The organism is Pseudomonas sp. S3_E10, from assembly GCF_054667615.1.
Genome location: NZ_CP162743.1, coordinates 3,309,924 through 3,335,358 on the forward strand (window position 1 = coordinate 3,309,924; position 25,435 = coordinate 3,335,358).

General features: G+C 62.1%; 21 protein-coding genes. 9 read left to right on the forward strand and 12 right to left on the reverse strand.

Annotation, left to right across the window (positions count from 1 at the left end):
- Window positions 1–9: 9 nt before the first annotated feature.
- The 5 genes from AB4N98_RS15060 to AB4N98_RS15080 form a co-directional block, all read right to left on the reverse strand.
- On the reverse strand, window positions 10–2,439 hold the full coding sequence (locus AB4N98_RS15060; protein WP_065879363.1) for a TonB-dependent siderophore receptor: 2,430 nt from the start codon (window positions 2,437–2,439) through the stop codon (window positions 10–12).
- 188 nt (window positions 2,440–2,627) lie between these two features.
- On the reverse strand, window positions 2,628–3,596 hold the full coding sequence (locus tag AB4N98_RS15065) for a FecR family protein (RefSeq protein WP_460148735.1): 969 nt from the start codon (window positions 3,594–3,596) through the stop codon (window positions 2,628–2,630).
- The gene (locus AB4N98_RS15070) at window positions 3,593–4,111 is read right to left on the reverse strand and encodes an RNA polymerase sigma factor (protein WP_017530762.1); all 519 of its coding nucleotides are present in this window, start codon (window positions 4,109–4,111) and stop codon (window positions 3,593–3,595) included. Before AB4N98_RS15070 ends, AB4N98_RS15065 begins: the two co-directional genes overlap by 4 nt.
- A 100-nt stretch (window positions 4,112–4,211) precedes the next feature.
- Complete coding sequence (locus AB4N98_RS15075; RefSeq protein WP_017530763.1) at window positions 4,212–4,919, reverse strand: 3'-5' exonuclease; 708 nt, start codon at window positions 4,917–4,919, stop codon at window positions 4,212–4,214.
- Window positions 4,916–6,838 (reverse strand): putative nucleotidyltransferase substrate binding domain-containing protein, encoded by a 1,923-nt coding sequence (locus AB4N98_RS15080; RefSeq protein ID WP_026067493.1) that lies wholly within the window; start codon window positions 6,836–6,838, stop codon window positions 4,916–4,918. Before AB4N98_RS15080 ends, AB4N98_RS15075 begins: the two co-directional genes overlap by 4 nt.
- Window positions 6,839–7,084: 246 nt before the next feature.
- Here AB4N98_RS15080 and AB4N98_RS15085 point away from each other — a divergent pair, with 246 nt between their 5' ends.
- Complete coding sequence (locus tag AB4N98_RS15085) at window positions 7,085–7,531, forward strand: response regulator (protein ID WP_017530765.1); 447 nt, start codon at window positions 7,085–7,087, stop codon at window positions 7,529–7,531.
- A gap of 110 nt (window positions 7,532–7,641) precedes the next feature.
- Here AB4N98_RS15085 and AB4N98_RS15090 read toward each other — a convergent pair whose 3' ends face one another.
- A complete protein-coding gene (locus AB4N98_RS15090; RefSeq protein WP_017530766.1) occupies window positions 7,642–9,819 on the reverse strand; it encodes a malate synthase G in 2,178 nt (725 codons plus the stop codon).
- Window positions 9,820–10,086: 267 nt separating this feature from the next.
- On the opposite strand from AB4N98_RS15090, the gene AB4N98_RS15095 reads away from it, so the two are divergent.
- Window positions 10,087–10,599 carry a glycine cleavage system transcriptional repressor gene (locus AB4N98_RS15095; protein ID WP_068935657.1) on the forward strand — a complete coding sequence of 171 codons (513 nt, stop codon included), beginning with the start codon at window positions 10,087–10,089 and terminating at the stop codon, window positions 10,597–10,599.
- 111 nt (window positions 10,600–10,710) lie between these two features.
- Here AB4N98_RS15095 and rarD read toward each other — a convergent pair whose 3' ends face one another.
- From rarD to AB4N98_RS15120, 5 genes are all read right to left on the reverse strand, one after another.
- Window positions 10,711–11,595 (reverse strand): EamA family transporter RarD, encoded by an 885-nt coding sequence (gene rarD, locus AB4N98_RS15100; protein WP_017530768.1) that lies wholly within the window; start codon window positions 11,593–11,595, stop codon window positions 10,711–10,713.
- A gap of 117 nt (window positions 11,596–11,712) precedes the next feature.
- Window positions 11,713–12,687: a serine/threonine protein kinase gene (locus AB4N98_RS15105; RefSeq protein ID WP_017530769.1), complete on the reverse strand. Its 975-nt coding sequence runs from the start codon at window positions 12,685–12,687 to the stop codon at window positions 11,713–11,715.
- A 169-nt stretch (window positions 12,688–12,856) separates the two neighbouring features.
- Window positions 12,857–14,755, reverse strand: coding sequence for a PhoX family protein (locus AB4N98_RS15110; protein WP_065879366.1), 1,899 nt, complete (start codon window positions 14,753–14,755; stop codon window positions 12,857–12,859).
- 82 nt (window positions 14,756–14,837) lie between these two features.
- A complete protein-coding gene (locus AB4N98_RS15115; protein WP_065879367.1) occupies window positions 14,838–15,602 on the reverse strand; it encodes a TOBE domain-containing protein in 765 nt (254 codons plus the stop codon).
- A 52-nt stretch (window positions 15,603–15,654) separates the two neighbouring features.
- Window positions 15,655–16,392, reverse strand: a complete 738-nt coding sequence (locus AB4N98_RS15120) for a ComF family protein (protein ID WP_065879368.1) — start codon at window positions 16,390–16,392, stop codon at window positions 15,655–15,657.
- 92 nt (window positions 16,393–16,484) lie between these two features.
- On the opposite strand from AB4N98_RS15120, the gene bioB reads away from it, so the two are divergent.
- The 7 genes from bioB to AB4N98_RS15155 all read left to right on the forward strand — a co-directional run bounded on the left by bioB (window position 16,485) and on the right by AB4N98_RS15155 (window position 23,518).
- Complete coding sequence (bioB, locus tag AB4N98_RS15125; RefSeq protein WP_065879369.1) at window positions 16,485–17,540, forward strand: biotin synthase BioB; 1,056 nt, start codon at window positions 16,485–16,487, stop codon at window positions 17,538–17,540.
- 82 nt (window positions 17,541–17,622) lie between these two features.
- Window positions 17,623–18,792, forward strand: a complete 1,170-nt coding sequence (gene bioF, locus AB4N98_RS15130; RefSeq protein ID WP_017530774.1) for an 8-amino-7-oxononanoate synthase — start codon at window positions 17,623–17,625, stop codon at window positions 18,790–18,792.
- On the forward strand, window positions 18,785–19,516 hold the full coding sequence (locus tag AB4N98_RS15135) for an alpha/beta fold hydrolase (protein WP_068935651.1): 732 nt from the start codon (window positions 18,785–18,787) through the stop codon (window positions 19,514–19,516). Before bioF ends, AB4N98_RS15135 begins: the two co-directional genes overlap by 8 nt.
- On the forward strand, window positions 19,509–20,321 hold the full coding sequence (gene bioC, locus AB4N98_RS15140; protein ID WP_017530776.1) for a malonyl-ACP O-methyltransferase BioC: 813 nt from the start codon (window positions 19,509–19,511) through the stop codon (window positions 20,319–20,321). Before AB4N98_RS15135 ends, bioC begins: the two co-directional genes overlap by 8 nt.
- Entirely contained in the window at window positions 20,318–20,998 is a 681-nt protein-coding gene (gene bioD / locus AB4N98_RS15145) for a dethiobiotin synthase (protein ID WP_017530777.1), read from the forward strand. Before bioC ends, bioD begins: the two co-directional genes overlap by 4 nt.
- Before the next feature lie 105 nt (window positions 20,999–21,103).
- Window positions 21,104–21,385, forward strand: a complete 282-nt coding sequence (locus tag AB4N98_RS15150; protein WP_017530778.1) for a hypothetical protein — start codon at window positions 21,104–21,106, stop codon at window positions 21,383–21,385.
- A gap of 327 nt (window positions 21,386–21,712) precedes the next feature.
- Window positions 21,713–23,518, forward strand: coding sequence for a phenylacyl-CoA dehydrogenase (locus AB4N98_RS15155; protein WP_017530780.1), 1,806 nt, complete (start codon window positions 21,713–21,715; stop codon window positions 23,516–23,518).
- An 82-nt stretch (window positions 23,519–23,600) separates the two neighbouring features.
- On the opposite strand, the gene AB4N98_RS15160 is transcribed toward AB4N98_RS15155, so the two are convergent.
- Window positions 23,601–25,190 carry a hypothetical protein gene (locus AB4N98_RS15160; protein WP_065879371.1) on the reverse strand — a complete coding sequence of 530 codons (1,590 nt, stop codon included), beginning with the start codon at window positions 25,188–25,190 and terminating at the stop codon, window positions 23,601–23,603.
- Between the last annotated feature and the right edge of the window lie 245 nt (window positions 25,191–25,435).

Sequence of the window (25,435 nt, forward strand, 5' to 3'; positions counted from 1 at the left end):
CTTGGCCATTTACCACTGGTAGGTGGCGCTGGCGACGACGCTGCGTTGGTCGCCGAAGTAGCAGTAGTTGCCATCACAGGTGGACAGGTAATCCTTGTTGAACAGGTTGGTGGCGTTCACCTTCACCGACGCGCCCTTCAGGTTGTTGTCGAGGCGGCCGAGGTCGTAGTGCACCGCGCCGTCGAACACGGTGTAGGCGTTGGCCTTGCCCAGCCAGGTATTGGCCTGGTCGCCGTAGGTGTTGCCGGTATAGCGGGCGCCGAAGCCGATGCCAAAGCCGTCGAGGATGCCGGTGTGCCAGGTGTAGTCGGTCCACAGCGAGGCTTGCTGGTTGGGCATCAATTGCAGACGGTTGCCTTGGTTGATGCCTTTTTGCACCTCGGACTTGGCCAAGGTGTACGCGGCGATGACCTTGAGGTTCTCGGTCACATCAGAGACCGCTTCCAGTTCCAGGCCTTTGACTTTCACTTCGCCGGTCTGGCTGTTGATTTGCTGGCCCCCTGGGCCGATGGTGGTCACCTGCACGTTCTTCTGGGTCAGGTCATAGACGGCCGCGCTCAACAGCGTATTGCTGCCGGGCGGCTGGTACTTGACCCCCAGTTCCCATTGTTTGCCTTCGGTCGGTTTAAACGTGGTGAGCGCATTGGTATCGGCGTTGCTCGCCGGTTGGAACGACTCGGCGTAGGACAAGTAAGGCACGAAGCCCGAGTCGAACACATAGCTAAGTGCCGCGTTGCCACTGAAGTGTTTGATGCGGTCAGTGTTGGTCGCATCGCTGTCATTGAAGTAGGTAGTGCCCTGATGCACCCAGTCTTCACGACCGCCCAGCGTCAGACGCCACTGGTCCAGGGCCATCTGATCCTGAACGTAGAGGCCGGTTTGCACGGTTGTCTGGTTGTAGTCGTAAAACGGCCGGACATCGGTGGGGCGCAGGGTTGGCTGGGTATTGATCGGGTTGAAAATATTGGTCCCTGACGCAGTGCCGAATATCGCCCGATAGGACGTGTCGGTGCGCTGGTGATCCAGGCCCAGCAGCAGGGTGTGCAGGATGTCACCGGTCGCGAAGTCAGCCTGGAAATGGTTGTCCACCGCGAACTGGCTGATGTCCTCGTCAACGTTGGTGGTGGAGCGGGTGATATTGCCCGCCGCGTCCGCCGGTGAGAACGCGTAGGAACCCACGGTCAACTGCTGGAACGACAGGTCCGATTTGGTGTAGCGCAGGTTCTGCTTGAACTGCCACGTATCGTTGAAGCGATGCTCAAAGGCATAGCCCAGCGCGTAGTAGGTGCGGTCGTAGTATTCGTAGTCCGGGTCGCCCAGGTTCTTGTGGTGTGACACCTCGCCCAGCGGCGACTTGATCTTGGTGCCCTGGATCGGCAGGAACTGGCTGGTGGTACCGGTATCGTCGCGCGTGAACTGCGACAGGAAAGTCAGCTGGGTATCCGGGTCGATATTCCAGGTCAGGCTCGGTGCAAGGTTGTAGCGCTTGTTGTCGATGTGATCGACCTGGGTGCCCGCATCACGCACCACGCCGCTGAGGCCATAGAGAAACTGGCCTTCGTCATCGATCTTGCCGGTGCTGGCAAAGTTGATCTGGCGATAGTTGTCGCTGCCGTATTGCACCTGGATGGCACTGCTCTGCTCGGCGCTGGGACGGCGGCTGACCATGTCCAGCAGGCCTCCCGGCGGGGTCTGGCCGTACACCGATGACGCCGGGCCACGCAGCAGGGCGAGGCGGTCGAGGTTCCAGGTTTCGGCTTTCGGGTTGGCGTACACGCCACGAGGCAGTGGCAGGCCGTCGAGGAATTGGGTGGGTTCGAAGCCGCGTACGCGCATCCAGTCATAACGGGTATCGCTGCCGTAGCTGGCGGAGACGATGCCGGGCATGTACTTCACCGCGTCATCCAGGTTTTGCACGTTGCGGTCCTGCATTTGTTCGCGGGTGGCGATGGAGATCGAGCGGGGTGCTTCGACCAGCGCGGTGTCGGTCTTGGTGCCGGCGGCGGTGCGCTTGGCCAGGTAACCGTCGACCGGGCCCCAGGCGCTTTCATAGCTGTCCTGGCCAGTGATGCTGGTGGTGGGTAGCGCCAGCGCACCCTCCGGAACCGCCACCAGGCTGAACGTCCCGGCGCTGCTCTGCTCCAGTTGCAAGCCTGTGCCGTGCAGGGCCTCACGCAGCGCGCCCGGTGCATCAAACTGGCCCTGGACCGGTGCCGAGGTCTTGCCCGACGCCAGCGCCGGGTTGAGGGTCAGTGCCAGGCCGGCCTGGCTGGCGATCTGGTTCAGCGTGGTCGCCAGGGGCGCCGCCGGCAGGTTGTAGGCGCGCACGCTTGAGGCTTGTTCGGCGGCGAACAGCACGGTGCTGGCCAGCGGGGCGCTGAGGGCAATGGCCACGGCTAACAGGCTGGGGCGCAACAAGGTGTCTAGCGTGCGGGACATGGGCGGCTCCTGAGTGAAAATATTTCTCAATTGCCTAGGTGCCGAACGAGAAGCGAAAAGTGATAGGGCAGGGTGAAATTTTTTTTGTGGTGTGTTTGAGGGGCTCATCGGGGGCAAGCCCCTCCCACACACATCAAAATGTGGGAGGGGGCTTGCCCCCGATAGCGATAGCCCAGGCGCCGGAAAACCTAAGGCTTACCTTTGACCACCACCCACCACGGTGTGTGTTGCTCGATGCGCACCGGCAGGGTGGGCAGCAGGGCGTTGAGCGCCAGGGTGGTGTCGTGCAGCGGGAAGCTGCCGGTGATGCGCAGGTCGGCCACGTTTTTATCCACAGCCAAATAACCGCTGCGGTAGCGGCTGAGCTCCTCGACCACATCCTCCAGACGGGCGTTGTCGACCACCAGCATGCCGCGGGTCCAGGCGTCTGTGGCGGGGGTGACGGCAAGCGCAGGGCCAAGGCCATCGCTGCGCATCAGCACTTGCTGGCCTCCCTTGAACACCTGTTCCTGGTGCAAGGCCTGTGGTTGCGCCGCCACCGCCGATTGCAGGACGCTCAAGCGCGTGGCGTCGTCTTCGCGCTTGACGATAAACCGTGTGCCCAGCGCCCGCAGGCTACCGTCGCGGGTCTGCACGTAGAACGGGCGCGCATCGTTGTGGCCGGTCTCGACGAAGATTTCGCCTTCCTGCAACACAATCAGCCGGCGTTGCTCATCAAAACGCACGTCGATGGCGCTATGGGTATTGAGGTTGATCCGGGTGCCATCGGCCAGTTTCAGCGTGCGCTGCTCGCCGGTGGCGGTGCGCTGGTCGGCCAGCCAATAGTGGATCGGTACGTAGCGTTCGCCGGCGAACAACGCCAAGCCGCACACCAGCGCGATACTGGCAAGGCCGGTGCCCAACTTGCGCACACGCTGGCGGATGCCCTCACGCGACTGCAACAACGCCGCCCGCGCCGGGCCCGAGGCCACGCGAAAGCGCTGGTCGAGCATGCCCAACTGGCGCCAGGCACGGGCGTGCTCTTCATTGCTGGCCAGCCATTTGCCGAACTCTTCGCGCTCCACGGCGCTGCCGTCGCCTGAATCCAGAGACAGCTGCCAGGCAATCGCCGCGTCCAGCACCCGGGCCGAGACCGGCTTGGAACCGCTGATGCTCACGACGGCTCGCCATACAGCGCGATGTAGCACTGGCGAATGCCCTGGGCCAGGTACTGGCGCACACGCGGCACCGATACCCCCAGGCGCTGGGCGATTTGCGCGTGGCCCAGGCCGTCGAGGCGGTTATAGAGGAAGGCGGCGCGGGCCTTGCTGGACAGTTTGCCGAGCAGGCGGTCGATGGCCTTGAGGTCTTCGAGGATCAGTTGTTGTTCTTCGGGCGAGGGGTGTTCGCTGGGCGGGATCAACATCAATTCGCTGAGGTAGGCCTGCTCCAGGGCTGCGCGACGGAAGTAGTCGAACAACAAGCCTTTGGCGATCGCCACCAGAAATGCGCGGGGCTCGCGCGGGGCGCGCAACTCGTCACGGCCGAGCAGGCGCATGAACGTGTCCTGGCTCAGGTCTTCGGCGCGGCTGGGGCAGGCCACATTGCGTCGCAGCCAGGCCAGCAGCCAGCCACGATGGTCGCGGTACAACGCGCCAACAAGCTCACTGTGTGGGTTCTGGACCGACGACAAGGCATCACCGAATAAACAAGAGGTTTAAACTAACGAGAATTATTCGCGATTGTGTCAGAGGCGTGGGAAGGGCGCAATTGGCGTCTGTCGGGAGATGAGATTAAAACGATGGCGCTTGTTTACGCCGTTTCCATTGGCTCAAACGCGTGTGCAGCGCGTGGGGGGTGTCGATGTGGTGCCGGCGCGCGCGACTGAACAGGATGAGCATCAGCTCGGCTGTGGCCAGGGCATCGGCGCTGGCGTGATGGCGTTCGCCCACCTGCAGGTTGAAATGCTTGATCCAGTCGTCCAACCCGGCTTCGCGGATGTGCGCCTCGGGGCACACCAGCGGGGCGATGTCGGCCACATCGAGGAACGGATGAGCCAGGCGATAACCCAGGCTGTCCTTGAGTGCGCGGCCGAGCATGTGCTGATCGAACGGCGCATGGAACGCCAGCAGCGGGCTGTCGCCGACAAACTCCATGAAGTCCAGCAAGGCTTCGACCGGATCGCTGCCGGCGGCGATGGCGCTGGGGCCCAGGCCGTGGATCAGCACACTGGGGCTGAGTTTGGTGTCGGTGCGCTGCAAGGTGCGTTCGAACAACTGGGAAAAATCCACCGCGCCGTCTTCGATCACCACCGCGCCGATGGACAGCACCTGGTCGCGGTTGAGGTTCAGGCCGCTGGTTTCCAGGTCCACCACCACCCAGCGTTGGGTGCGCAACGCACTGTCGCCCAAGGCGATGGGCTTGGGCAGTTGCTCCAGGCGCCGCTGTTGCGCCGCATCCAGCCTGGGTTTGGTTGTGCGCAACCAACTGAACAGGCTCACAGTTGGTACCGCAAGGTCAGGCTGCTTTGCAGGCGTTGGGCCTGGCGCAGGGATTCACGCAGGATGCGCCGGTCCAGATGGTTAAGGCTGTCGGGGTCGACGCGGTTGGAATACGGCTGGTTCTCGCGGGTTTGCAGTTGGTGCTGTTGCATGCGGGTTTGCTGGATAAAGTGGTACGCCTCTTCATAGGCGGCGCCGTCCAGCGGTTCGATGACTTCCTTGATCACCAACTGGCGCAGGCGCTCCAGGGTGTTGTTGGCACGGATGCCATTGGCCAGGGCCAGCAGGCGCGCGCCGTCGACAAACGGTGTGAGGCCTTGCACCTTGAGGTCCAGCGTGGCCTTTTCGCTGCCTTTGCGCGTCAGCACAAATTCACGGAAGCGGCCCACCGGCGGGCGCTGGCGCAAGGCGTTCTCGGCGAGCATGCGCTGGAACAGCCGGTTGTCCGCCACCTGGTCCAGGATGCCTTGGCGCAACTGCTCGCAGCCGTGTTCGTCGCCCCACACCACGCGCAGGTCGAAATAGATGCTTGAACCCAGCAGGTTCTCCGGCGTCGCTTCGCGAATAAACGCCGCAAAGCGTCGCGCCCATTCGGCCCGCGACAAGCACAACTCGGGGTTGCCGGCCATGATATTGCCCTTGCACAGGCTGAACCCGCACAGTGCCAGGCTCTGGTTGATCTGCTGCGCCAGGGGCAGCAGGCGCCCGCGGATCTCGGCGGCTTCCACCGCATCCTTGGCTTCGAACAGAATGCCGTTGTCCTGGTCGGTGTACAGCGTCTGCTCACGACGGCCTTCGCTGCCGAAACACAACCAACTGAACGGCACGCCAGGGTCGCCTTTTTCGGCAAGGCTCAGCTCGATCACCCGGCACACGGTGTGATCGTTGAGCAGCGTAATGATGTGGGTGATCTGGGTGGACGACGCGCCATGGGCCAGCATGCGTTCCACCAATTGGCCGATCTCGCCGCGCAGCGCCACCAGGTGCTCTACCCGTGGCGCATTGCGGATGGTGCGGGCCAGGTGCACCAGGTCGACGCGCTGCAGGGAAAACAGGTCGCGTTCGGACACCACGCCACACAAGCGCTGGTCCTTGACCAGACACACATGGGCGATATGCCGCTCGGTCATGGCGATGGCGGCGTCGAACGCGCTGTGATCCGGCGTCAGGAAGAACGGCGCCTGGGTCATGTGCGCGGCGATCGGCTGGCTGAAATCGCCGGTGCCATCGGCCACCACCTGGCGAAGGTCGCGCAAGGTGAAAATGCCCAGTGGCGCCTTGTGTTCGTCGACGATCACGATGCTGCCCACTTGCTGCTCGTGCATCAGCGTCACCGCTTCGCGCAGCGGTGTGTCCGGGTTGCACGTGACCGGGTGGCGCATGGCCAATTCGCCCAGGCGGGTGTTCAAGGAGTATTGCGTGCCGAGGGTTTCCACGGCCTTTTGCTGCACCTGCTGGTTGACCTGGTCCAGCAGGCTGCTGACGCCGCGCAGGGCAAAGTCGCGAAACGGGCTGGAGAGGGCAAACAGCTTGATAAAGGCCGGTTTGTTCAGTTGCAGGCAGAAGGTGTCTTCGGCGGCCTTGTGCTCGGTGCGCGTGGCGCGTTCACCCAGGAGCGCGGCGAGGGGGAAACATTCGCCGGTGGTGATTTCGAAGGTGGTGTGCTCCGAGTCCGGTCGCTCGCCCACCACACGACCTTGCTTGACGATATAAAAGTGCTCCACCGGTCCCCCGGACGGCTTGAGAATGCTCTCGCCGGGGCCGAAAAAGCGTAACTGGCACTGCTCGACCAGAAACGCCAGGTGCGCGTTTTCCATCTGGTTGAACGGGGGGAAGCGTTGCAGGAATTGCAGGGTGCCGTGGATGTTCTGCAACACGGCGGTTTTACCCGCCTGCGTGAAAGCATCAGCTTTACTCATAACAGTGACCGCAGTTTTTTTGTCGTTATCGTCCTGCATGGTCGACTCCTGCGCGGCGGGTGCCCATTGGACGTAAGTCTAGGTCGCTGCAAACGGCGTGAAGCTAGGGAAAAACCTTACATGAATATCGTCCAAACCCCGTGGAACACCTACTAGGCAAAGTTTCCGACGAAAGGCACATTGATCGTCCTTCAGCAGATGTCTGACGAGTGTGCTGTGAGAGTGATGAGAGCTGCTGAGAACCGTATGTCCGACCACGATATTTTGAGTGATGCCGAGCGCGAGGCGCTGAGCGCCGTGATGCTGGAGCCTGATTTGCCGCCACAACGTGTGCTGATCGTTGACGACGATAAAGACGCGCGCGAACTGCTGGCTGAAATCCTGGGCCTCGATGGCATTCGCTGCATGACCGCCGACAGTGGCGAGAGGGCGTGGGACTTGCTGAAGTCCAGCAGCTCGATCGGTTTGCTGATCACCGACCTGCGCATGGCGCCGAGCAATGGCCTGGAGTTGATTCGCCAGGTGCGCGAATCCACCCGCGCGGCGTTGCCGATCATCATCATATCGGGGGATGCGGAAGCGCCAGACGTGATTGATGCGATGCATTTGAGTGTGGTGGACTTTTTGCTCAAGCCGATTGATAGCGTGAAGTTGGCGAAGCTGGTCAAGCGGGAGTTGGGGATGGTGTCCTGATTCTGTGGTGACTGTAAGGGCCTCATCGGGGGCTTGCTCCCGATAGGGCCAGACCAGCCACCACAGCCCCCAAAGAAAAAGCCCTGATCTCACGATCAGGGCTTTTTCATTTACAGGCCGTTTTTAGCCTTGAACTCCCGACGCCGGCGGTGCAATACCGGCTCGGTATAGCCATTGGGCTGTTTGGTCCCTTCAATCACCAACTCCACCGCTGCCTGGAACGCGATGTTGCTGTCGAAATCCGGCGCCAGTGGGCGGTACAACGCATCCCCGGCGTTTTGACGGTCTACCACCGGTGCCATGCGCTTGAGGCTTTCCATCACCTGGGCCTCGGTGACGATGCCGTGACGCAGCCAGTTGGCGATGTGCTGGCTGGAAATTCGCAGGGTGGCGCGGTCTTCCATCAGCCCTACGTCGTTGATGTCCGGCACTTTCGAGCAGCCGACGCCCTGGTCGATCCAGCGCACCACATAGCCGAGGATGCCCTGGGCGTTGTTGTCCAGCTCGTTGCGGATTTCTTCTTCGGACCAATCGGTGTTGCTGGCCAGGGGGATGGTCAGGATGTCATCCACCGAGGCGCGCTCGCGTTTGGCCAGCTCGGCCTGGCGCGCGAACACGTCGACCTTGTGATAGTGCAACGCATGCAGCGCGGCGGCCGTCGGAGACGGTACCCACGCCGTGTTGGCGCCGGCCAATGGGTGGGCGATTTTCTGTTCGAGCATCGCCGCCATCAGGTCGGGCATCGCCCACATGCCTTTACCGATCTGTGCGCGACCTTGCAGGCCGGTGCTCAAGCCGATATCGACGTTCCAGTTTTCGTAGGCGCCGATCCATTTTTCCGCCTTCATCGCGGCCTTGCGCACCATCGCGCCGGCTTCCATGGAGGTGTGGATTTCATCGCCGGTGCGGTCGAGGAAGCCGGTGTTGATAAACACCACGCGCTCACTGGCGGCCTTGATGCAGGCCTTGAGGTTGACCGTGGTGCGGCGTTCCTCGTCCATGATGCCGACTTTGAGCGTGTTACGCGGCAGGTTCAGCACCTCTTCGATGCGGCCGAACAGCTCGTTGGTGAACGCGGCTTCTTCGGGGCCGTGCATCTTCGGCTTGACGATGTACACCGACCCGGTGCGGCTGTTCTTGCGGCTGCTGTTGCCGTTGAGGCTGTGGATCGCTGCCAGGCTGGTGAGCAGGCCGTCGAGTATACCTTCGGGCACTTCGTGGCCGTCTTTGTCGAGGATCGCGTCGATGGTCATCAGGTGGCCCACGTTGCGCACGAACAACAGCGAGCGGCCGTGCAGGGTCACGTCCTGGCCGTCCACGCCGGTGTAGACGCGGTCGGGGTTCATGGTACGGGTGAACGTCTTGCCGCCCTTGGCCACCTCTTCAGCCAGGTCGCCTTTCATCAGGCCGAGCCAGTTGCGGTAGATCACCACTTTGTCGTCGGCGTCCACGGCGGCCACGGAATCTTCGCAGTCCATGATGGTGGTCAGCGCGGCTTCCATCAGCACGTCTTTGACGCCGGCGGCGTCGGTCTGGCCGACCGGGGTGCTGGCGTCGATCTGCAGTTCGAAGTGCAGGCCATTGTGTTTGAACAGGATCGCGATCGGCTCGGCCGCGGGGCCCTGGAAGCCGATCAACTGGGCGTCATCACGCAGGCCGCTGTTGCTGCCGCCCTTGAGGCTGACGATCAACTTGCCGTCGACGATCTTGTAGCCGGTGGAGTCGACGTGGCTGCCGGCGCTGAGCGGGGCGGCTTCGTCGAGGAAGGCGCGGGCGAAGGCGATGACTTTGTCGCCGCGCACTTTGTTATAGCCCTTGCCCTTCTCGGCGCCGTCGGCTTCGCTGATGGCGTCGGTGCCATACAGCGCGTCATACAGCGAGCCCCAACGCGCGTTGGAGGCGTTGAGGGCGAAGCGGGCATTCATCACCGGCACCACCAGTTGGGGGCCGGCCATGCGTGCGATTTCATCATCGACGTTTTGGGTCGAGGCGTGGAAATCCGCGGCTTCTGGCAGCAGGTATCCAATGTCTTGCAGGAAGGCTTTGTAGGCCACTGGGTCATGAGCCTGGCCGGCATGGGTCTGGTGCCAGGTATCGATCCGCGCCTGGAAATCGTCGCGTTTGGCGAGTAGGGCTTTGTTCTTCGGGGCCAGGTCGTGGATGACCTTGTCGGCACCGGCCCAGAACTGCTCGGCAGTGACGCCGGTACCGGGAATGGCTTCGTTGTTCACGAAGTCGAACAGGACTTTGGCGACCTGCAGGCCACCGACTTGAACGTGTTCAGTCATCTCTTGCCTCACTCTGCGGAGCTTATGCGCTGTTTCAGATTTTCATTATGTAGTGCTCGGTTGGGCATACTACATGATGACTTGCGGTTGTGAAAATTAGACTAAATACGTCGTTTAGCGACCCACTTTGGTCGTACGGTCACAGCGGAGAACCGGATGTTCTCAAAAAACTATTGGATTGTTCCAGATAAATATAAAAATGGTACACGATTTGTTTTCGAGGGCCGCCGGGTCCACCTTGTAGATTGAATTCCAGAGGGCTTCGCCATGGACCATCTTGTACTCACAATTATCGCCGCCGACAAACCCGGCCTGGTTGAACGCATCGCGCAGAACATCGCCGCCCACGGTGGCAATTGGCTGGAAAGCCGCATGGCCCATATGGCCGGGCAGTTTGCCGGGATCCTGCGGGTCAGCGTGCCTGCGCAGAACCGTCAGGCACTGGTGGGTGCGTTGGAAGACTTATCCACACACGGCATCCGTGTGCTGGTGGGTGAGGGCAGCACCGGGCAGGCCCTGGCGTCCAAACCGATTGTGATGACGCTGGTGGGCAATGACCGCGCGGGCATTGTGCGTGAGATCACCGCGCTATTGAGCAAGCAGGGCGTGAATCTGGAGCGCTTGAACACCGATGTGCGGCCGGCGCCGATGAGTGGTGACCCGCTGTTCAACGCCGAGGCGCTGCTGCAGGTGCCGTCGACGTTATCCCTGGATAAGTTGCAGGACTGCCTGGAAACCTTGGCCGATGACTTGATGGTAGAGCTGCGCAACGAGGAATAGTCCGCCCGCAAGGTTATGCATGGAAATCTTGCATGGGCCTGTGGATAACCTTGGGGTGGATGCCTGCAAGCCACGTTGGCTGTGGCTCGCAGAGGGTTGTGCATTATTTGATCAGCGCTTGCGTACCGTCAGCCAGGCATCCACGCTGTAGACCACCAGGCCGGCCCAGATAAAGGCAAAGGCGAGCAGCGTGCTTGGCGCCAGGTGCTCGCCGAACAGCAACACCGCTTCCAGCAACACCAGGGTGGGCGCCACGTACTGCAAAAAGCCCAGGGCCGTGTAGGGCAAATGCCGCGCGGCGGCGTTGAAGCACACCAGCGGGATCAGCGTCACGGGGCCGGCGGCCACCAGCCACCAGGCTTCGGAGGTGCTCCAAAATGCAAGCTGTGCGCTGTGGGCGCTTGGGTTGAACAGCAACCACGCAACGGCAATCGGCACCAGCATCCAGGTTTCCACGACCAGCCCCGGCAGCGCCTTGACCGGCGCCTGCTTGCGGATCAAACCGTAGAAACCAAAGGTCAGCGCCAATGCCAGCGACACCCACGGCAGGCTGCCGACCTGCCACACCTGTTGCGCCACGCCCACCGCGGCCAGCCCGACGGCTACCCATTGCAGGCGGCGCAGGCGTTCGCCGAGCAGCAACATGCCGAGCAGCACATTCACCAGCGGGTTGATGTAGTAACCCAGGCTCGCCTCCAGCATGCGCCCGGTATTGACCGACCACACATAGGTCAGCCAGTTGGCCGCAATCAGCGATCCGCTCAAGGCCAGGATTGCCAGGCGCCTGGGGTTGTCGCGCAGCTCGCGGAACCAGCCGGGGTGTTTCCATACCATCAGCAGCAAACCGCCGAACAACGCCGACCACAGCACGCGATGCACGATGATCTCGGCGGCGGGTACGCTGGCGATGGCTTTGAAGTAGAGCGGGAACAAGCCCCAGATAACGTAGGCGCTAAGGCCCAGGATGTAACCCTTGCGGGGGTTGGCGGCGTGCATTGCAGAGTCCTTGCTTAGGCAGCTAACAAGGCGCGATTGTAAGGATATTTGTCTATTGGTGGGATCTGCTTTGCTTTATGTGGGAGGGAGCAAGCCCCCTTCCACCTTAAAAAGCAGTCAGAAGAGCTTCAGCGGTTCTTCGTTAAGTGCCGAAAGCTGTTCGCGCAACGCCAGCACCTGATCCCCCCAATACCGCTCACTGCCGAACCACGGAAAGCTGTGCGGAAACGCCGGGTCGTCCCAACGCCGCGCCAGCCAGGCGCTGTAGTGCATCAGGCGCAACGCGCGCAGGGGTTCGATCAGCGCCAATTCACGCGGGTCGAAGTCATGGAATTCCTGGTAGCCGTCCATCAATTCCGACAACTGCCCCAGGCATTCCTGACGGTCGCCGGCGAGCATCATCCACAGGTCCTGGACCGCCGGGCCCATGCGGCAGTCATCCAGGTCGACGATATGGAACATCTCGTCACGGCACATCATGTTGCCGGGGTGGCAATCGCCGTGCATGCGGATGTTCTTGTGCGGCGTGGCCTTGTACACCTCTTCCACGCGCTTGAGCAGGTCACGGGCCACGGACTCGTAGGCTGGCAGCAGGCTTTTGGGAATGAAATTGCCTTCGAGCAGGGTGGTGAGGGAGTCGTGACCGAAGTTCTTCACCCCCAGCGCTTCGCGGTGTTCGAACGGGCGGGTGGAGCCCACGGCGTGCAGGCGACCGAGCAATTGCCCGAGGCGATACAACTGGTCGAGGTTGCCCGGTTCCGGCGCGCGGCCGCCACGGCGCGGGAACAGGGTAAAACGGAAACCCGCGTGTTCGAACAGGCTTGCGCCGTTGTGGATAAGGGGCGCCACCACCGGCACGTCGCATTCGGCCAGTTCAAAGGTAAAGCGGTGTTCTTCGAGGATCGCCTCGTTGGTCCAGCGCTGGGGGCGATAGAACTTGGCGATCAGCGGTTCTGAGCCTTCGATGCCCACCTGATACACGCGATTTTCGTAGCTATTAAGCGCCAGGATGCGGGCATCGCTGAGGAAACCGATGCTGTCGACAGCGTCGAGGACCAGGTCGGGAGTGAGTGTTTCAAACGGGTGGGCCATGCGAACTCCTGCGCGCAGCAGGGCGCCGCGTCCGGCCCGGTATGGTAACGCACCGGGCCAGAGATAGGTGGTGGCTGTGCGATTGCCATCGGGAGCAAGCCCCCTCCCACACTTTGATTTGTGAATACAGTTCAAATGTGGGAGGGGGCTTGCCCCCGATGAGGCCGTGTCAGGCGCCGACGACCCCGCCGTCATCCCGCCGAATCACCATCACCGACGAGCGCGGCTTGCCGTTCGGCAAATGTTCCGGCCAGGTCGAACCGCCGGTTTCACCGGGATGCTGGATCCCCACAAACAGGGTTTTCTGATCCGGCGAGAAGCTGATCCCCGTGACCTCACATGCCACCGGGCCCACCATGAAGCGGCGGATTTCGCCAGTGCCTGGGTCGGCGCAGAGCATCTGGTTATTGCCCATCCCCGCGAAGTCGCCGGCGTTGCTGTAGTCGCCATCGGTGAGGATCCACAAGCGCCCGGCCTTGTCGAAGCCCAGGCCATCGGGGCTGTTGAACATGTTTTGTGGGTTGATGTTGGACGAGCCGCCCTTGGGCTTGCCGGCATGTACCCCAGGGTTGCCAGCCACCACGAACAGGTCCCAACTGAAGTCAGCCGCGCCGTGGTCATCGGCATTGGCCTTCCAGCGCAGGATCTGGCCGTAGACGTTCTTTTCGCGTGGGTTGGGGCCGCCCACCGGCTGGCCGTCTTCGCCGCGCTTGGCGTTATTGGTCAGGGTGCAATAGACCTGGCCGTCGGTGGGGCTGACCACGATCCATTCCGGGCGGTCCATGCGCGTGGCTTTGACCACGCTGGCGGCCAGGCGCGCGTGGATCAACACTTCGGCCTGGCTGGCAAAGCCGCTGCTGGCGTCGATGCCGTTTTTGCCGTGGGTGAGTTCCACCCATTGGCCCTTGCCCTTGGGGTGGTCGACGTCGCCGTCGCCCGCGTCGAAGATCGCCACATACAAGGTGCCGTGGTCGAGCAGGTCCTTGTTGGCCTTGGGGTTCTTGTGGTTGATCTTGTCGCGGCTGACGAATTTGTAGATGAACTCACCGCGCTCATCGTCGCCCATGTACACCACGGCACGGCCGTCGCGGGTTTCGGCCAGCGCTGCGTTCTCATGTTTGAAGCGGCCCAGGGCGGTGCGTTTGGTCGGGGTGGATTGCGGGTCGAACGGGTCGATTTCCACCACCCAGCCGTGGCGGTTGAGTTCGTTGGGGTGCTTGGCCATGTCGAAGCGCGGGTCGTGCAGGTGCCAGTTGATCTCTTTGCTGGCGGCGACCACGCCGTAGCGTTTCTGCCCGGCATCGAATGCTTGCTGTGGGTTGCTGCTGCCGAAGCAGTCGGTGAAGTTCTCTTCACAGGTCAGGTACGTGCCCCATGGCGTTTTGCCGTTGGCGCAATTCTGGAAGGTGCCGAGGACTTTTTTGCCGGACTTGTCGGCGCTGGTTTTCAGCCATTCGTGGCCGGCGGCGGGACCGCTCAGGCGGATCGGCGAGTTGCCGTGGATGCGCCGGTTGTAGCGCGAGTCCTGGACGAACTGCCAGGTGTCGCCCTTGCGCCGTATTTCGATCACCGACACGCCTTCGCTGGCCTGGGCCTTGCGCACGTCTTCGGCCGACTGCGGCGCGCCACCGTGGGCATAGAGGTAGCGATAGTTGGTGTATTCGTTGTTGATCGCCATCAGCGCGCGGTTGTCGTCACCGGGGAAGGCGAACAGGCTCATGCCGTCGTTGTTGTCGCCGAACTGCTGTTCCTGGGCCTTGGCCGTGCCGTTGCCGGACGGGTCAAAGGCCGGGGCGCTCTTGTGCAGCGGCTGGCCCCAACTGATCAGCACCGAAGCGCTGTAGCCCGGCGGCAGGGTGATGGTGTCGCTGGTGGCGGCGGCGATGCTGGTGAAACCCAGCAGCGGGCTGGCGGAGGCCGCGTTTACGGCCAGGGCGCTGCGGCTGAGCAGGTTGCCGCCCAGGAACATCGCGGCACCGCAGAGTGCGCCGGCGCCGATAAAACGACGGCGGGTGAGGCCGACCATCTGTTCGAGGTCGGTGGCTTGGTTCTCTTCTAACAGGCTCATCACGGGCTCCTTGAGTGCTTTTTGCTAACACCTTAAGCAGCCGTCGTGACGAAATTGTTGCAATTTGAAGGCAGCGTGCAACTTACACGGGGGTGCCGAGCAAGACCTGGCTGGGGGCGAATTGCACCTGGACCGTCTGACCTTCGGTGGTGCCCAGTGCGTTCAGCGCGTCCGGCGGCGCCAGGGCGCATAAAACCAGGCCGTTGGGCAGGGTGATGCGCACTTCGCTGGGGCCGTCCTCGGCGGTGAGAATGGCGGCGACGATGCCGCTCATACAATTGTGTCCAAGTGTTGCGGCTGCCTGCGGTGCCAGCAGTTCCAGCCAACCGGCCTTGATCAAGGCGACGACTTCCACGCCCAACTCCAGCTCCAGCCGCTGCGTGCTGTCGTGGGTGATCTGCGCCTCGAGGGTCAGCCCGCCCGTCAGTTGCAGGCGCACCAAATCGTTGCGGCCTTGGCGTTGAATCGCAACGACCTGGCCATGCAGCTGGTTACGCGCGCTGGTGCGCAGCATCAGGCGGCCGAGCAGGTTGAAGTCACTGGCCGCTTCGTCCGAACCCAGCACTTGGGCCTGCACCGCTTGCAGGCGCTGATAGAGGCGCAGTACCCGTTCACCTTCGACCGTGAGCCTGGCGCCGCCGCCGCCCTTGCCGCCGACGCTGCGTTCGACCAGCGGTTTTTGCGCCAGGTTGTTCAACTCGTCGATGGCGTCCCAGGCGGCCTTGTAACTCAAGCCAGCGCTTTTGGCGGCGCGGGTAATGGAGCCCTGCTCGGCGATATGCGCAAGCAAGGCAATGCGCTGCGGGCGGCGGACGATATGTTGGCTGAGCAGGGTGGGTAGAGACATGGGCATACGCTGTGTGGGGATGAGCGGACGTTGCGGGCGCGGGGCGGCAGAGTCAAGTGTCTGGCTTTGGCGTGCGCGCCAGGCAGTACACGTCGACCTGTCGCGCGCCGGCATGGATCAACAACCGCGCCAGGCTGTGGGCAGTGGCGCCGGTGGTGAGTACGTCGTCCACCACGGCAAAATGGCGGCCTTGCACCTGGGCGCCGGCGGCCAGGGCAAAGGCGCCGAGCAGGTTGCGTTTGCGGGTCTTGGCGTCGAGGGCTTGTTGCGCGAGGGTTTCATGGGGGCGCAGCAGCAGGTGTTCATCGCAGGGGATATTCAGGTCGGCGCTGAGCCAGCGCGCCAACATCAGCGCCTGGTTATAGCCACGTTCGCGCAGGCGTTTGCGCGCCATGGGTACCGGCAGCAGGGCGTCCGGGCGTGTGAGGGCAGTGTTGTCGAAGCGGTGTTGCACGTGTTGCCCCAATAAACGGCCGAGCATATGCCCGAGCGGCCAGCGCGCCTGGTGTTTGAAGCGGCTTATCAGACGGTCGACGGGAAAGCTGTAGGCCCAGGGGGCGATCACCTGTTTAAACGCCGGCGGTTGCTGTTGGCACTGGCCGCAGACCAGGCCGTCCATCGATAAGGGCAGGGCGCAGACTTCGCAGTGTTCCATCAGCCAGGGCAGTTCGGTCTCGCAGGCGTTGCAGACCGAGTCGGCGGTTTCAGTGGGCTCATCGCAGATCAAACAGTTCTGTTTGTTTTTTGACCAGATGTAAACCTGGTATTTGCGCTTCAGTTGACAGTGCATGGATCTTCCTTAAATATGCCGAGCATCCGTGTCGCGCCTGTGGGTATTGCCCTTCCCGCAGCGCCTGTCAAAGCATAATCAAGGAATCGCCCATGAGCGCCAGCACCACTGCCACCCTGCGTCACGATTGGTCCCTGGCCGAAGTCAAAGCACTGTTTGTGCAACCGTTCAATGACCTGTTGTTCCAGGCGCAGACCGTGCACCGCGCGCATTTCGACGCCAACCGGGTGCAGGTGTCGACGCTGCTGTCGATCAAGACCGGCGCCTGCCCGGAAGATTGCAAATATTGTCCGCAGTCGGGCCACTACAACACCGGCCTGGAAAAAGAAAAACTGATGGAAGTGCAGAAGGTCCTCGAAGAGGCTGCCCGCGCCAAAGCCATCGGTTCTACGCGCTTCTGCATGGGCGCCGCCTGGAAGCACCCGTCGGCCAAAGACATGCCCTACGTGTTGCAGATGGTCAAAGGCGTGAAGGCCATGGGCCTGGAAACCTGCATGACCCTCGGCCGTCTCGACCAGGACCAGACCGAAGCCCTGGCCCAGGCCGGCCTCGACTACTACAACCACAACCTCGATACCTCGCCGGAATTTTACGGCAGCATCATCACCACCCGTACCTACAGCGAGCGCCTGCAAACCCTGGCCTATGTGCGTAATTCGGGGATGAAGATCTGCTCGGGCGGCATCCTCGGCATGGGCGAGTCCCTCGACGACCGCGCCAACCTGCTGATCCAGTTGGCCAATCTGCCGGAGCATCCGGAGTCGGTGCCGATCAACATGCTGGTGAAGGTGGCCGGTACGCCGTTGGAAAACGCCGAGGACATCGACCCGTTCGACTTTATCCGCATGCTGGCGGTGGCGCGCATCCTGATGCCGCAATCCCATGTGCGCCTGTCGGCCGGCCGTGAAGCGATGAATGAACAGATGCAGGCGCTGGCGTTTTTCGCCGGGGCGAACTCGATCTTCTATGGCGACAAACTGCTGACCACCGCCAACCCGCAAGCCGACAAAGACATGCAACTGTTCGCGCGCCTGGGCATCCTGCCGGAAGCCCGTGAAGAGCATGCCGACGAAGTGCACCAGGCGGCGATCGAACAGGCGTTGGTGGAGCACAAGAGCAGCGAGCAGTTTTACAACGCCGCTGTTTGACCCAAATGCAATTCAAATGTGGGAGGGAGCAAGCCCCCTCCCACATGTTCTACCGCGAACATCCTGCTGAATCGAGGCCTGCATGTCTTTCGATCTCGCCGCGCGCCTCGCTGCCCGCCGTGCCGAACATCTTTACCGTCAACGTCCTCTGCTCCAGAGCCCCCAAGGCCCGCAAGTGGTGGTAGACGGGCAGCCGCTGTTGGCGTTCTGCAACAACGACTACCTGGGGCTGGCCAATCACCCGCAAGTGATCGAAGCCTGGCGCGCCGGTGCATCTCGTTGGGGCGTGGGCGGTGGCGCTTCGCACCTGGTGGTCGGGCACGCCATGCCGCACCACGAACTCGAAGAAGCCCTGGCCGACCTGACCGGTCGCCCGCGTGCCTTGCTGTTTACCACCGGTTACATGGCCAACCTGGGCGCGGTCACCGCATTGGTGGGGCAGGGCGATACGGTACTCGAAGACCGCCTTAACCATGCCTCGCTGCTGGATGCCGGCTTGCTGTCGGGCGCGCGGTTCAATCGCTACCTGCATAACGACGCGGCCAGCCTGGCCAAGCGCCTGGAAAAAGCCACCGGCAATACCCTGGTGGTCACCGACGGTGTGTTCAGCATGGATGGCGACCTGGCCGACCTGCCCGCGCTGGCGCGCGAAACCAAGGCCAAGGGCGCCTGGTTGATGGTGGACGACGCCCATGGCTTCGGCCCGCTGGGGGCCAACGGTGGTGGGATCGTCGAGCACTTTGGCTTGAGCCAGGACGATGTACCGGTATTGGTCGGCACGCTTGGCAAGGCATTCGGCACCGCCGGTGCGTTTGTGGCGGGCAGTGAAGAGCTGATCGAAAGCCTGATCCAGTTCGCCCGGCCGTACATCTACACCACCAGCCAACCGCCGGCGCTGGCCTGCGCCACACTCAAAAGCCTGGAGCTGCTGCGCACCGAGCATTGGCGGCGTGAACACCTCAACGGCCTGATTCGCCAGTTCCGCCAAGGGGCCGAGCAGCTTGGCCTGAACTTGATGGACAGCTTCACCCCGATCCAACCGATCCTGGTCGGCGACAGCGCCAGAGCCGTGCGTTTATCGCAGAGGCTGCGCGAGCGCGGCCTGATGGTCACCGCGATCCGCCCACCCACCGTGCCCGCCGGCGGTGCGCGGTTGCGCGTGACGTTGACGGCGGCCCACAGTGAAGCGCAGGTGCAGCTATTGTTGAGTGCATTGCAAGCGTGTTTGCGCCTGGAGCCTGCCCATGCGTAATCGACTGGTATTGCTGCCCGGCTGGGGCCTTGGCGTATCGCCGCTGGAACCATTGGCCGCCGCCTTGCAGGGCCTGGATGAACACCTGCACGTGCAGATCGAGCCGTTGCCTGCGCTGGGCTCCTGCGACCTGGAAGAATGGCTCGATGAACTTGACGCGACCTTGCCGGACAACACCTGGCTGGGCGGCTGGTCCCTCGGCGGCATGCTGGCCGCCGAGTTGGCGGCACGGCGCGGCGAGCGTTGCTGTGGCCTGCTGACCCTGGCGAGCAACCCGTGTTTTGTTGCCCACGAGGGCTGGCCGGATGCGATGCCCGCCGAGACGTTCGATGCGTTCCTCAGCGGTTGCCACGCTGACTCGCAAGTCACTCTCAAACGCTTTGGACTGCTGTGTGCCAAAGGCGCCGCCGACCCTCGCGGGCTCTCGCGTTTGCTGGTCAGCGGCGCCCCGCATACGGCCCCCCATGTATTGATGCCGGGTTTAGAGTTACTCGCTCAATTGGACACGCGTGAGGCCTTGCTCGCCTATCGCGGCCCGCAGTTGCACCTGTTTGCCGCTATGGACGCGTTGGTGCCCGCGCAGGCGGCCAGTGCGCTCTTGGCATTGTTGCCCGATGTAGAAATCGGCCTGATTGAACAAGCCGGTCACGCTTTTCTTCTGGAGGACCCTCACGGTGTGGCGGAGGCCATCCAGGCTTTTTTGCATGAGTGTGTTGATGACTGATCTCTCCCAACCTTCACTGCCGGGCGCCTTGCCGGACAAGCTCCGGGTGGCGGCCTCGTTCTCCCGTGCGGCAGCCAGTTACGACAGCGTCGCTCAATTGCAGCGAGCGGTGGGGCACGGCCTGCTGTCGCGTTTGCCGTCGGCGGGGGCGCCACAACGTTGGCTGGATATGGGCTGCGGCACAGGTTACTTCAGCCGTGTGTTAGCTGAACGCATGCCCGCGAGCCAAGGCGTGGCGCTGGATATTGCCGAGGGCATGCTTGCTCATGCGCGGCCTTCAGGTGGCGCGCAGCACTTCATTGCCGGTGATGCGGAACGCTTGCCGCTGAAAGCTGACAGCTTCGGGCTGCTGTTCTCCAGCCTGGCGGTGCAATGGTGTGCGAACTTCGACGCAGTGCTGAGCGAGGCCTATCGGGTGCTGCAGCCGGGCGGCGTATTGGCGTTTGCCAGTTTATGCGTGGGCACGCTGGATGAACTGCGCGAAAGCTGGCGCGCCGCCGATGGCCTGGTGCACGTCAACCGTTTCCGTACCTTCGAGGCTTACCAGCAATTGTGCGCGGCCAGCGGTTTGCGCGTGGTCAGCCTGGAGCGCCAGCCCCATGTGCTGCATTACCCCGATGTGCGCAGCCTGACCCACGAATTGAAGGCCCTGGGCGCACACAATCTGAACCCAGGCCGCCCCGGTGGGTTGACGGGCCGCGCGCGAATTGCCGCATTGGTTCAAGCGTATGAGCAGTTCCGCCAGGCCCAGGGCCTGCCGGCAACGTATCAAGTGGTGTATGCCGTACTGGAGAAACCTCTATGAGCCCCGCTTATTTCATCACCGGCACCGACACCGATGTGGGCAAGACCACCGTCGCCGCCGGCCTGTTGCACGCGGCGCGCCAAGCCGGCAGAAGCACGGCTGCGGGCAAACCGGTGGCGTCCGGCTGCGCGCTGACGCCCCACGGCCTGCGCAACGACGATGCCCTGGCGCTGCTGGCGCAGTGTTCATTGCCGCTCAGTTATGCCGAGGTCAACCCCGTGGCGTTCGAGCCTGCCATCGCACCGCATTTGGCGGCGCGCGAGGCAGGGGTTGCGCTGACGGTGCAGTCGTTGCTCAAACCCATGCAGCAGATTCTGGCGCGCCAGGCCGATTTCACCTTGATCGAAGGCGCCGGCGGCTGGCGCGTGCCGTTGGCTGATCAGGCCAACCTGTCAGACCTGGCCATGGCGCTCAAACTGCCGGTGATCCTGGTGGTGGGCGTGCGCCTGGGTTGTATCAGCCATGCCTTGCTCACCGCCGAGGCCATCGCGCGGGATGGTTTGCAGTTGGCGGGGTGGGTGGCCAATATCATTGATCCCAAGACCTCTCGTCTGGAAGAAAACCTCGCCACCCTGGCTGAGCGGTTGCCGGCGCCGTGCCTGGGGCGTGTGCCCAAGCTCAAGCACGCCGGGGCTGAAGCGGTGGCGCACCACCTGCACCTGGATCTGCTTGACTGATTTTGGCTATCGCTAAGGCACTGTGCCATTATTGTTTTTGACGGGCATTTGGCCACGATCTCTGCTTCAATCACCGCTCACGATTCTGTAAAGGCAGGCTTAGCCATGGAAATCTCTGGAAGCAGCGCGTTTTATTCGGGCCTGAATACCATTCAGTCCGGGCAGAACCGTGTGGACCAGGCCGCCGGCAAGATCGCCAGTGCCGCCACCAGTCAGCCTTCGGATGCCCAGAATGATCGCCTGCAGGCGGTCAATCGCGGCCAACCGACCAACTCCGCCAGCAATATGGTGGAACTGGCCGAAGGCAAGTTCCAGGTCGAGCTGGGCGTCAAGGTGGCCAAGGCTTCGGACGAAATGCTCGGTACATTGATCGACACTTACGCCTGATCTGCCGGCGTTTGAACCTGTGGGAGGGGGCTTGCTCCCGGTAGCGGTACATCAGTCAAAGAGATATCGACTGACACGACGCTATCGGGAGCAAGCCCCCTCCCACATTTGCCCTGTTTTATTCTGATCCCTTTCTATACATCTCTCTGATGTGGCATCCAGCCTCAGGCTTTGTTGCGCCTGGGTTGATGTGTGTCATGACAAACGGCATCTGAGCGACGCTTGACATCCCCAGGTCGTAAACGTATGTTTCAAACACCTGTTTGACCGCCACAATAAATTCCACGCGGTTGTTCATTCCAGCTACATCAGCAGAGGTTTATCGCTATGCCTGACTACAAGGCCCCCTTGCGTGATATTCGCTTCGTTCGTGACGAACTGCTCGGTTATGAAGCGCACTATCAGAGCCTGCCGGCTTGCCAGGACGCTACCCCGGACATGGTCGATGCCATCCTTGAGGAAGGCGCCAAGTTCTGTGAGCAAGTGCTGGCACCGTTGAACCGCGTGGGTGACATCGAAGGGTGCACCTGGAGTGAATCAGGCGTTAAGACCCCTACGGGCTTCAAAGAAGCCTACAAACAGTTCGTCGAAGGCGGCTGGCCGAGCCTGGCCCACGACGTGGAGCACGGTGGCCAAGGCCTGCCGGAATCCCTGGGCCTGGCCGTGAGCGAAATGGTCGGCGAAGCCAACTGGTCGTGGGGCATGTACCCAGGGCTGTCCCACGGTGCGATGAACACCATCTCCGAGCACGGCACTCCCGAGCAGCAAGAGGCTTACCTGACCAAACTGGTGTCGGGCGAATGGACCGGCACCATGTGCCTGACCGAGCCGCACTGCGGCACCGACCTGGGCATGTTGCGCACCAAGGCCGAACCTCAGGCCGATGGTTCCTACAAAGTCTCCGGTACCAAAATCTTCATTTCGGCCGGTGAACACGACATGGCCGACAACATCGTCCACATCGTACTGGCCCGCCTGCCGGATGCACCGGCCGGCACCAAAGGCATCTCGCTGTTTATCGTGCCCAAGTTCCTGCCTAACGCAGACGGTTCGATCGGCGCGCGTAACGCGGTGAGCTGCGGTTCCCTGGAGCACAAAATGGGGATCCACGGTAACGCCACCTGCGTGATGAACTTCGATGCGGCCACCGGTTACCTGATCGGCCCGGCGAACAAAGGCCTGAACTGCATGTTCACCTTTATGAACACCGCGCGCCTGGGCACTGCTTTGCAAGGCCTGGCTCACGCCGAGATCGGCTTCCAGGGCGGCCTGAAGTACGCTCGCGACCGCCTGCAAATGCGCTCCCTCACCGGCCCGAAAGCGCCGGAAAAAGCCGCTGACCCGATCATCGTTCACCCAGACGTGCGCCGCATGCTGCTGACCATGAAAGCCTTCGCCGAAGGCAACCGTGCGATGGTGTACTTCACCGCCAAGCAAGTGGACATCGTCAAGTACGGCACCGACGACGAAGCCAAGAAACAGGCCGATGGCTTGCTGGCATTCATGACCCCGATCGCCAAGGCGTTCATGACCGAAGTCGGTTTTGAATCGGCCAACCACGGCGTGCAGATCTACGGCGGCCACGGCTTTATCGCCGAGTGGGGCATGGAGCAGAACGTTCGCGACAGCCGCATCTCGATGCTGTACGAAGGCACCACCGGTATCCAGGCGCTGGACCTGCTCGGCCGTAAAGTGCTGATGACCCAGGGCGAAGCGCTCAAGGGCTTCACCAAAATCGTGCACAAGTTCTGCCAGGCCAACGAAGGCAACGAGGCTGTCAAAGAGTTCGTCGCACCGCTGGCGGCACTGAACAAAGAGTGGGGCGAGTTGACCATGAAGGTCGGCATGGCCGCGATGAAGGACCGTGAAGAAGTCGGTGCCGCTTCGGTGGATTACCTGATGTATTCCGGTTATGCCTGCCTGGCGTACTTCTGGGCCGACATGGCACGCCTGGCGGCCGAAAAACTGGCCGCCGGTACCAGCGAAGAGGCGTTCTACACCGCCAAGCTGCAGACCGCGCGGTTCTACTTCCAGCGTATCCTGCCGCGTACCCGTACCCACGTGGCCACCATGTTGTCGGGCGCCAACAACCTGATGGACATGAAAGAAGAAGACTTCGGCCTGGCTTACTAAGCGTCGGCAGGGTTTCTTCCACAGCGTAAAAGCCGCCGCTCTTTCGGGAGCGGCGGCTTTTTTATGGGCGTGCGCCCAACCCTCAAGGCGTCGGAATGAAAGGCGTCCCGTCGCAATAGACGTTTCCGGGTAAAACCCCCCTGACTCGAACGGGCACCGGCGTAGATCGAATCTGTTGATTGGCGCTATTTAGCGTTGAGTAGCTGACATACATCACACCTCTGCCGATTACCCCCATAGTCGTCGAGTAGGGCACGTCGACGATAAGGCCTCGTGTGGGCGCATCGGCGGAAAGCACCACAGAAACTGTGACTGCTGGAACGATGACGTTTGAACCATCATCCTGCCGGCTCAGCGCGCAGGTCACGGTCAACGATCTGCCGGCAATCAAGAGTGTCGAAGCGGGGATAGACACCTGAATGAAACGATTCGAATAGGTTGCGCCCAAGGGCAGCGCTGAGTTGCAGTTGAGGTTGCCGTCAGCGTTCAGGTTTTGCACCACCGGCGGCGCCAACGTCATCAGGGCTGACAGGTTGAAGGTCAGGGTTCGGACGGGGCCGTTGAAGGCAACCCCGCGGCTGGTAACTCGAAACCCAACCTGAGCCGAGGTATCCGTGTTGGCGGCGCCCGGCAGCGTGGCCAGTATTTGCCCCGTCGAGACAGTGAACGGTAGCGGCAAGGGTTGCCCTGCGTAAGTCAAGGACGCCGTTACGACGGTGCCCGCCAGGGTCACGGCCACCGTGTCGCCGATTTGCAGGCTGGCGTTGTCCAGCCATACGTCCACCCCTGGCTGGCCACTTTGGTTGATGTCCCATTGGGTCACGGTGTTGTCCGGCGCAATCGCCAGAGGTATCCGTGGCATGGCGATGTTGGAAGGCGTCACGCGTATGGCAACTGTTACCTCGAGACTCAGCGAGTCCCGGGCGCGGTTGCCGCCCTGGTCAATGAGGCGGTAGGTCAGTTGTTGTGTGCCGTTGCCTCGGGCACGAATGATCGCCGCCGGCACCGGGATCATCCGCTCAGCCGGCACGTCAGACAGGGTGACGGGTGGGGTGTAAGGCACCGCCAGATGGATGTTGGTGTTGCCGTAGTAGAACACTGCACGCACATTTTTCTTATCGTTGATCTGTTCATGCTCGGGAATCCGAAACCAGACCGGGTCATTGTTGGCCAGGTACTCATCGGTAATCAGTGGCGTCGCCAGGTTCGCCGGCAACAGTGGGCGCGGTGGTGTGATGGAGAGATAACCAAAAGGTGGCGTTTTATGGACCCGCAAGAGCGTGCTGGTGGTGGCACGCAACACATTGTCACCGTCGTCCACGGTATAGGTGAGCCAATACTCGCCCTCGTTGCCTACAAAACGACGTGGCACGACGACCTCAATATCCCCGACGGGATAGGCCGGCAATACCGTGTACGAGAACACCTGGTATTCCCCCGGTGGCGGTAACTGCGCGTACACCCTGATGCTGATTGGACGAGACACGGGAGGGCCGGGTTGCGGCAGCGCCGGAATGCGAATTCGCAAGTCTTTTGCGGCCACCGACAGGGGGACCAGGCCGTCGGCATTGGCAATTGCATCCACCACGATCAGCGGTGGCAGCCTGGAAATGGCGTGACGAATCAAGAACGCTGAGCTTGTGCGCACAAAATCGGCAATGGCGGTTTCCATGGGAACGCTCCCTTGATGTTTGAAGGACACTCCCTTGTCCCGACTGCTCGATGGGCGCTTAGTGGGTGTAGCCAGTAAACACTGCAAACCCCTCGGCGGATACTGTCAGAACTAACAGGGCGGATGGTCCGCTTATTGCCTATTTGGCGCGTGATAAAAAACCATAGCGTTGCGCTCAGGGATTGGGCAAACCGGCCGTTAAAGTAGTGGCAATTTGATACAGGGCAGACAGCTTGTGCTTAACT

Bases quoted from the DNA above. Each gene is read 5' to 3' on its own strand.
- AB4N98_RS15095 (WP_068935657.1), top strand. From the start codon at position 10,087: ATGGACCATCTTGTACTCACAATTATCGCCGCCGACAAACCCGGCCTG.
- AB4N98_RS15105 (WP_017530769.1), bottom strand. From the start codon at position 12,687: ATGGCCCACCCGTTTGAAACACTCACTCCCGACCTGGTCCTCGACGCT.
- bioB (WP_065879369.1), top strand. From the start codon at position 16,485: ATGAGCGCCAGCACCACTGCCACCCTGCGTCACGATTGGTCCCTGGCC.
- bioF (WP_017530774.1), top strand. From the start codon at position 17,623: ATGTCTTTCGATCTCGCCGCGCGCCTCGCTGCCCGCCGTGCCGAACAT.
- AB4N98_RS15160 (WP_065879371.1), bottom strand. From the start codon at position 25,190: ATGGAAACCGCCATTGCCGATTTTGTGCGCACAAGCTCAGCGTTCTTG.
- AB4N98_RS15090 (WP_017530766.1), bottom strand. From the start codon at position 9,819: ATGACTGAACACGTTCAAGTCGGTGGCCTGCAGGTCGCCAAAGTCCTG.
- AB4N98_RS15080 (WP_026067493.1), bottom strand. From the start codon at position 6,838: ATGAGTAAAGCTGATGCTTTCACGCAGGCGGGTAAAACCGCCGTGTTG.
- rarD (WP_017530768.1), bottom strand. From the start codon at position 11,595: ATGCACGCCGCCAACCCCCGCAAGGGTTACATCCTGGGCCTTAGCGCC.
- AB4N98_RS15120 (WP_065879368.1), bottom strand. From the start codon at position 16,392: ATGCACTGTCAACTGAAGCGCAAATACCAGGTTTACATCTGGTCAAAA.
- AB4N98_RS15115 (WP_065879367.1), bottom strand. From the start codon at position 15,602: ATGTCTCTACCCACCCTGCTCAGCCAACATATCGTCCGCCGCCCGCAG.
- AB4N98_RS15085 (WP_017530765.1), top strand. From the start codon at position 7,085: ATGTCCGACCACGATATTTTGAGTGATGCCGAGCGCGAGGCGCTGAGC.
- AB4N98_RS15135 (WP_068935651.1), top strand. From the start codon at position 18,785: ATGCGTAATCGACTGGTATTGCTGCCCGGCTGGGGCCTTGGCGTATCG.
- bioD (WP_017530777.1), top strand. From the start codon at position 20,318: ATGAGCCCCGCTTATTTCATCACCGGCACCGACACCGATGTGGGCAAG.
- AB4N98_RS15110 (WP_065879366.1), bottom strand. From the start codon at position 14,755: ATGAGCCTGTTAGAAGAGAACCAAGCCACCGACCTCGAACAGATGGTC.
- AB4N98_RS15060 (WP_065879363.1), bottom strand. From the start codon at position 2,439: ATGTCCCGCACGCTAGACACCTTGTTGCGCCCCAGCCTGTTAGCCGTG.
- AB4N98_RS15150 (WP_017530778.1), top strand. From the start codon at position 21,104: ATGGAAATCTCTGGAAGCAGCGCGTTTTATTCGGGCCTGAATACCATT.
- AB4N98_RS15155 (WP_017530780.1), top strand. From the start codon at position 21,713: ATGCCTGACTACAAGGCCCCCTTGCGTGATATTCGCTTCGTTCGTGAC.
- bioC (WP_017530776.1), top strand. From the start codon at position 19,509: ATGACTGATCTCTCCCAACCTTCACTGCCGGGCGCCTTGCCGGACAAG.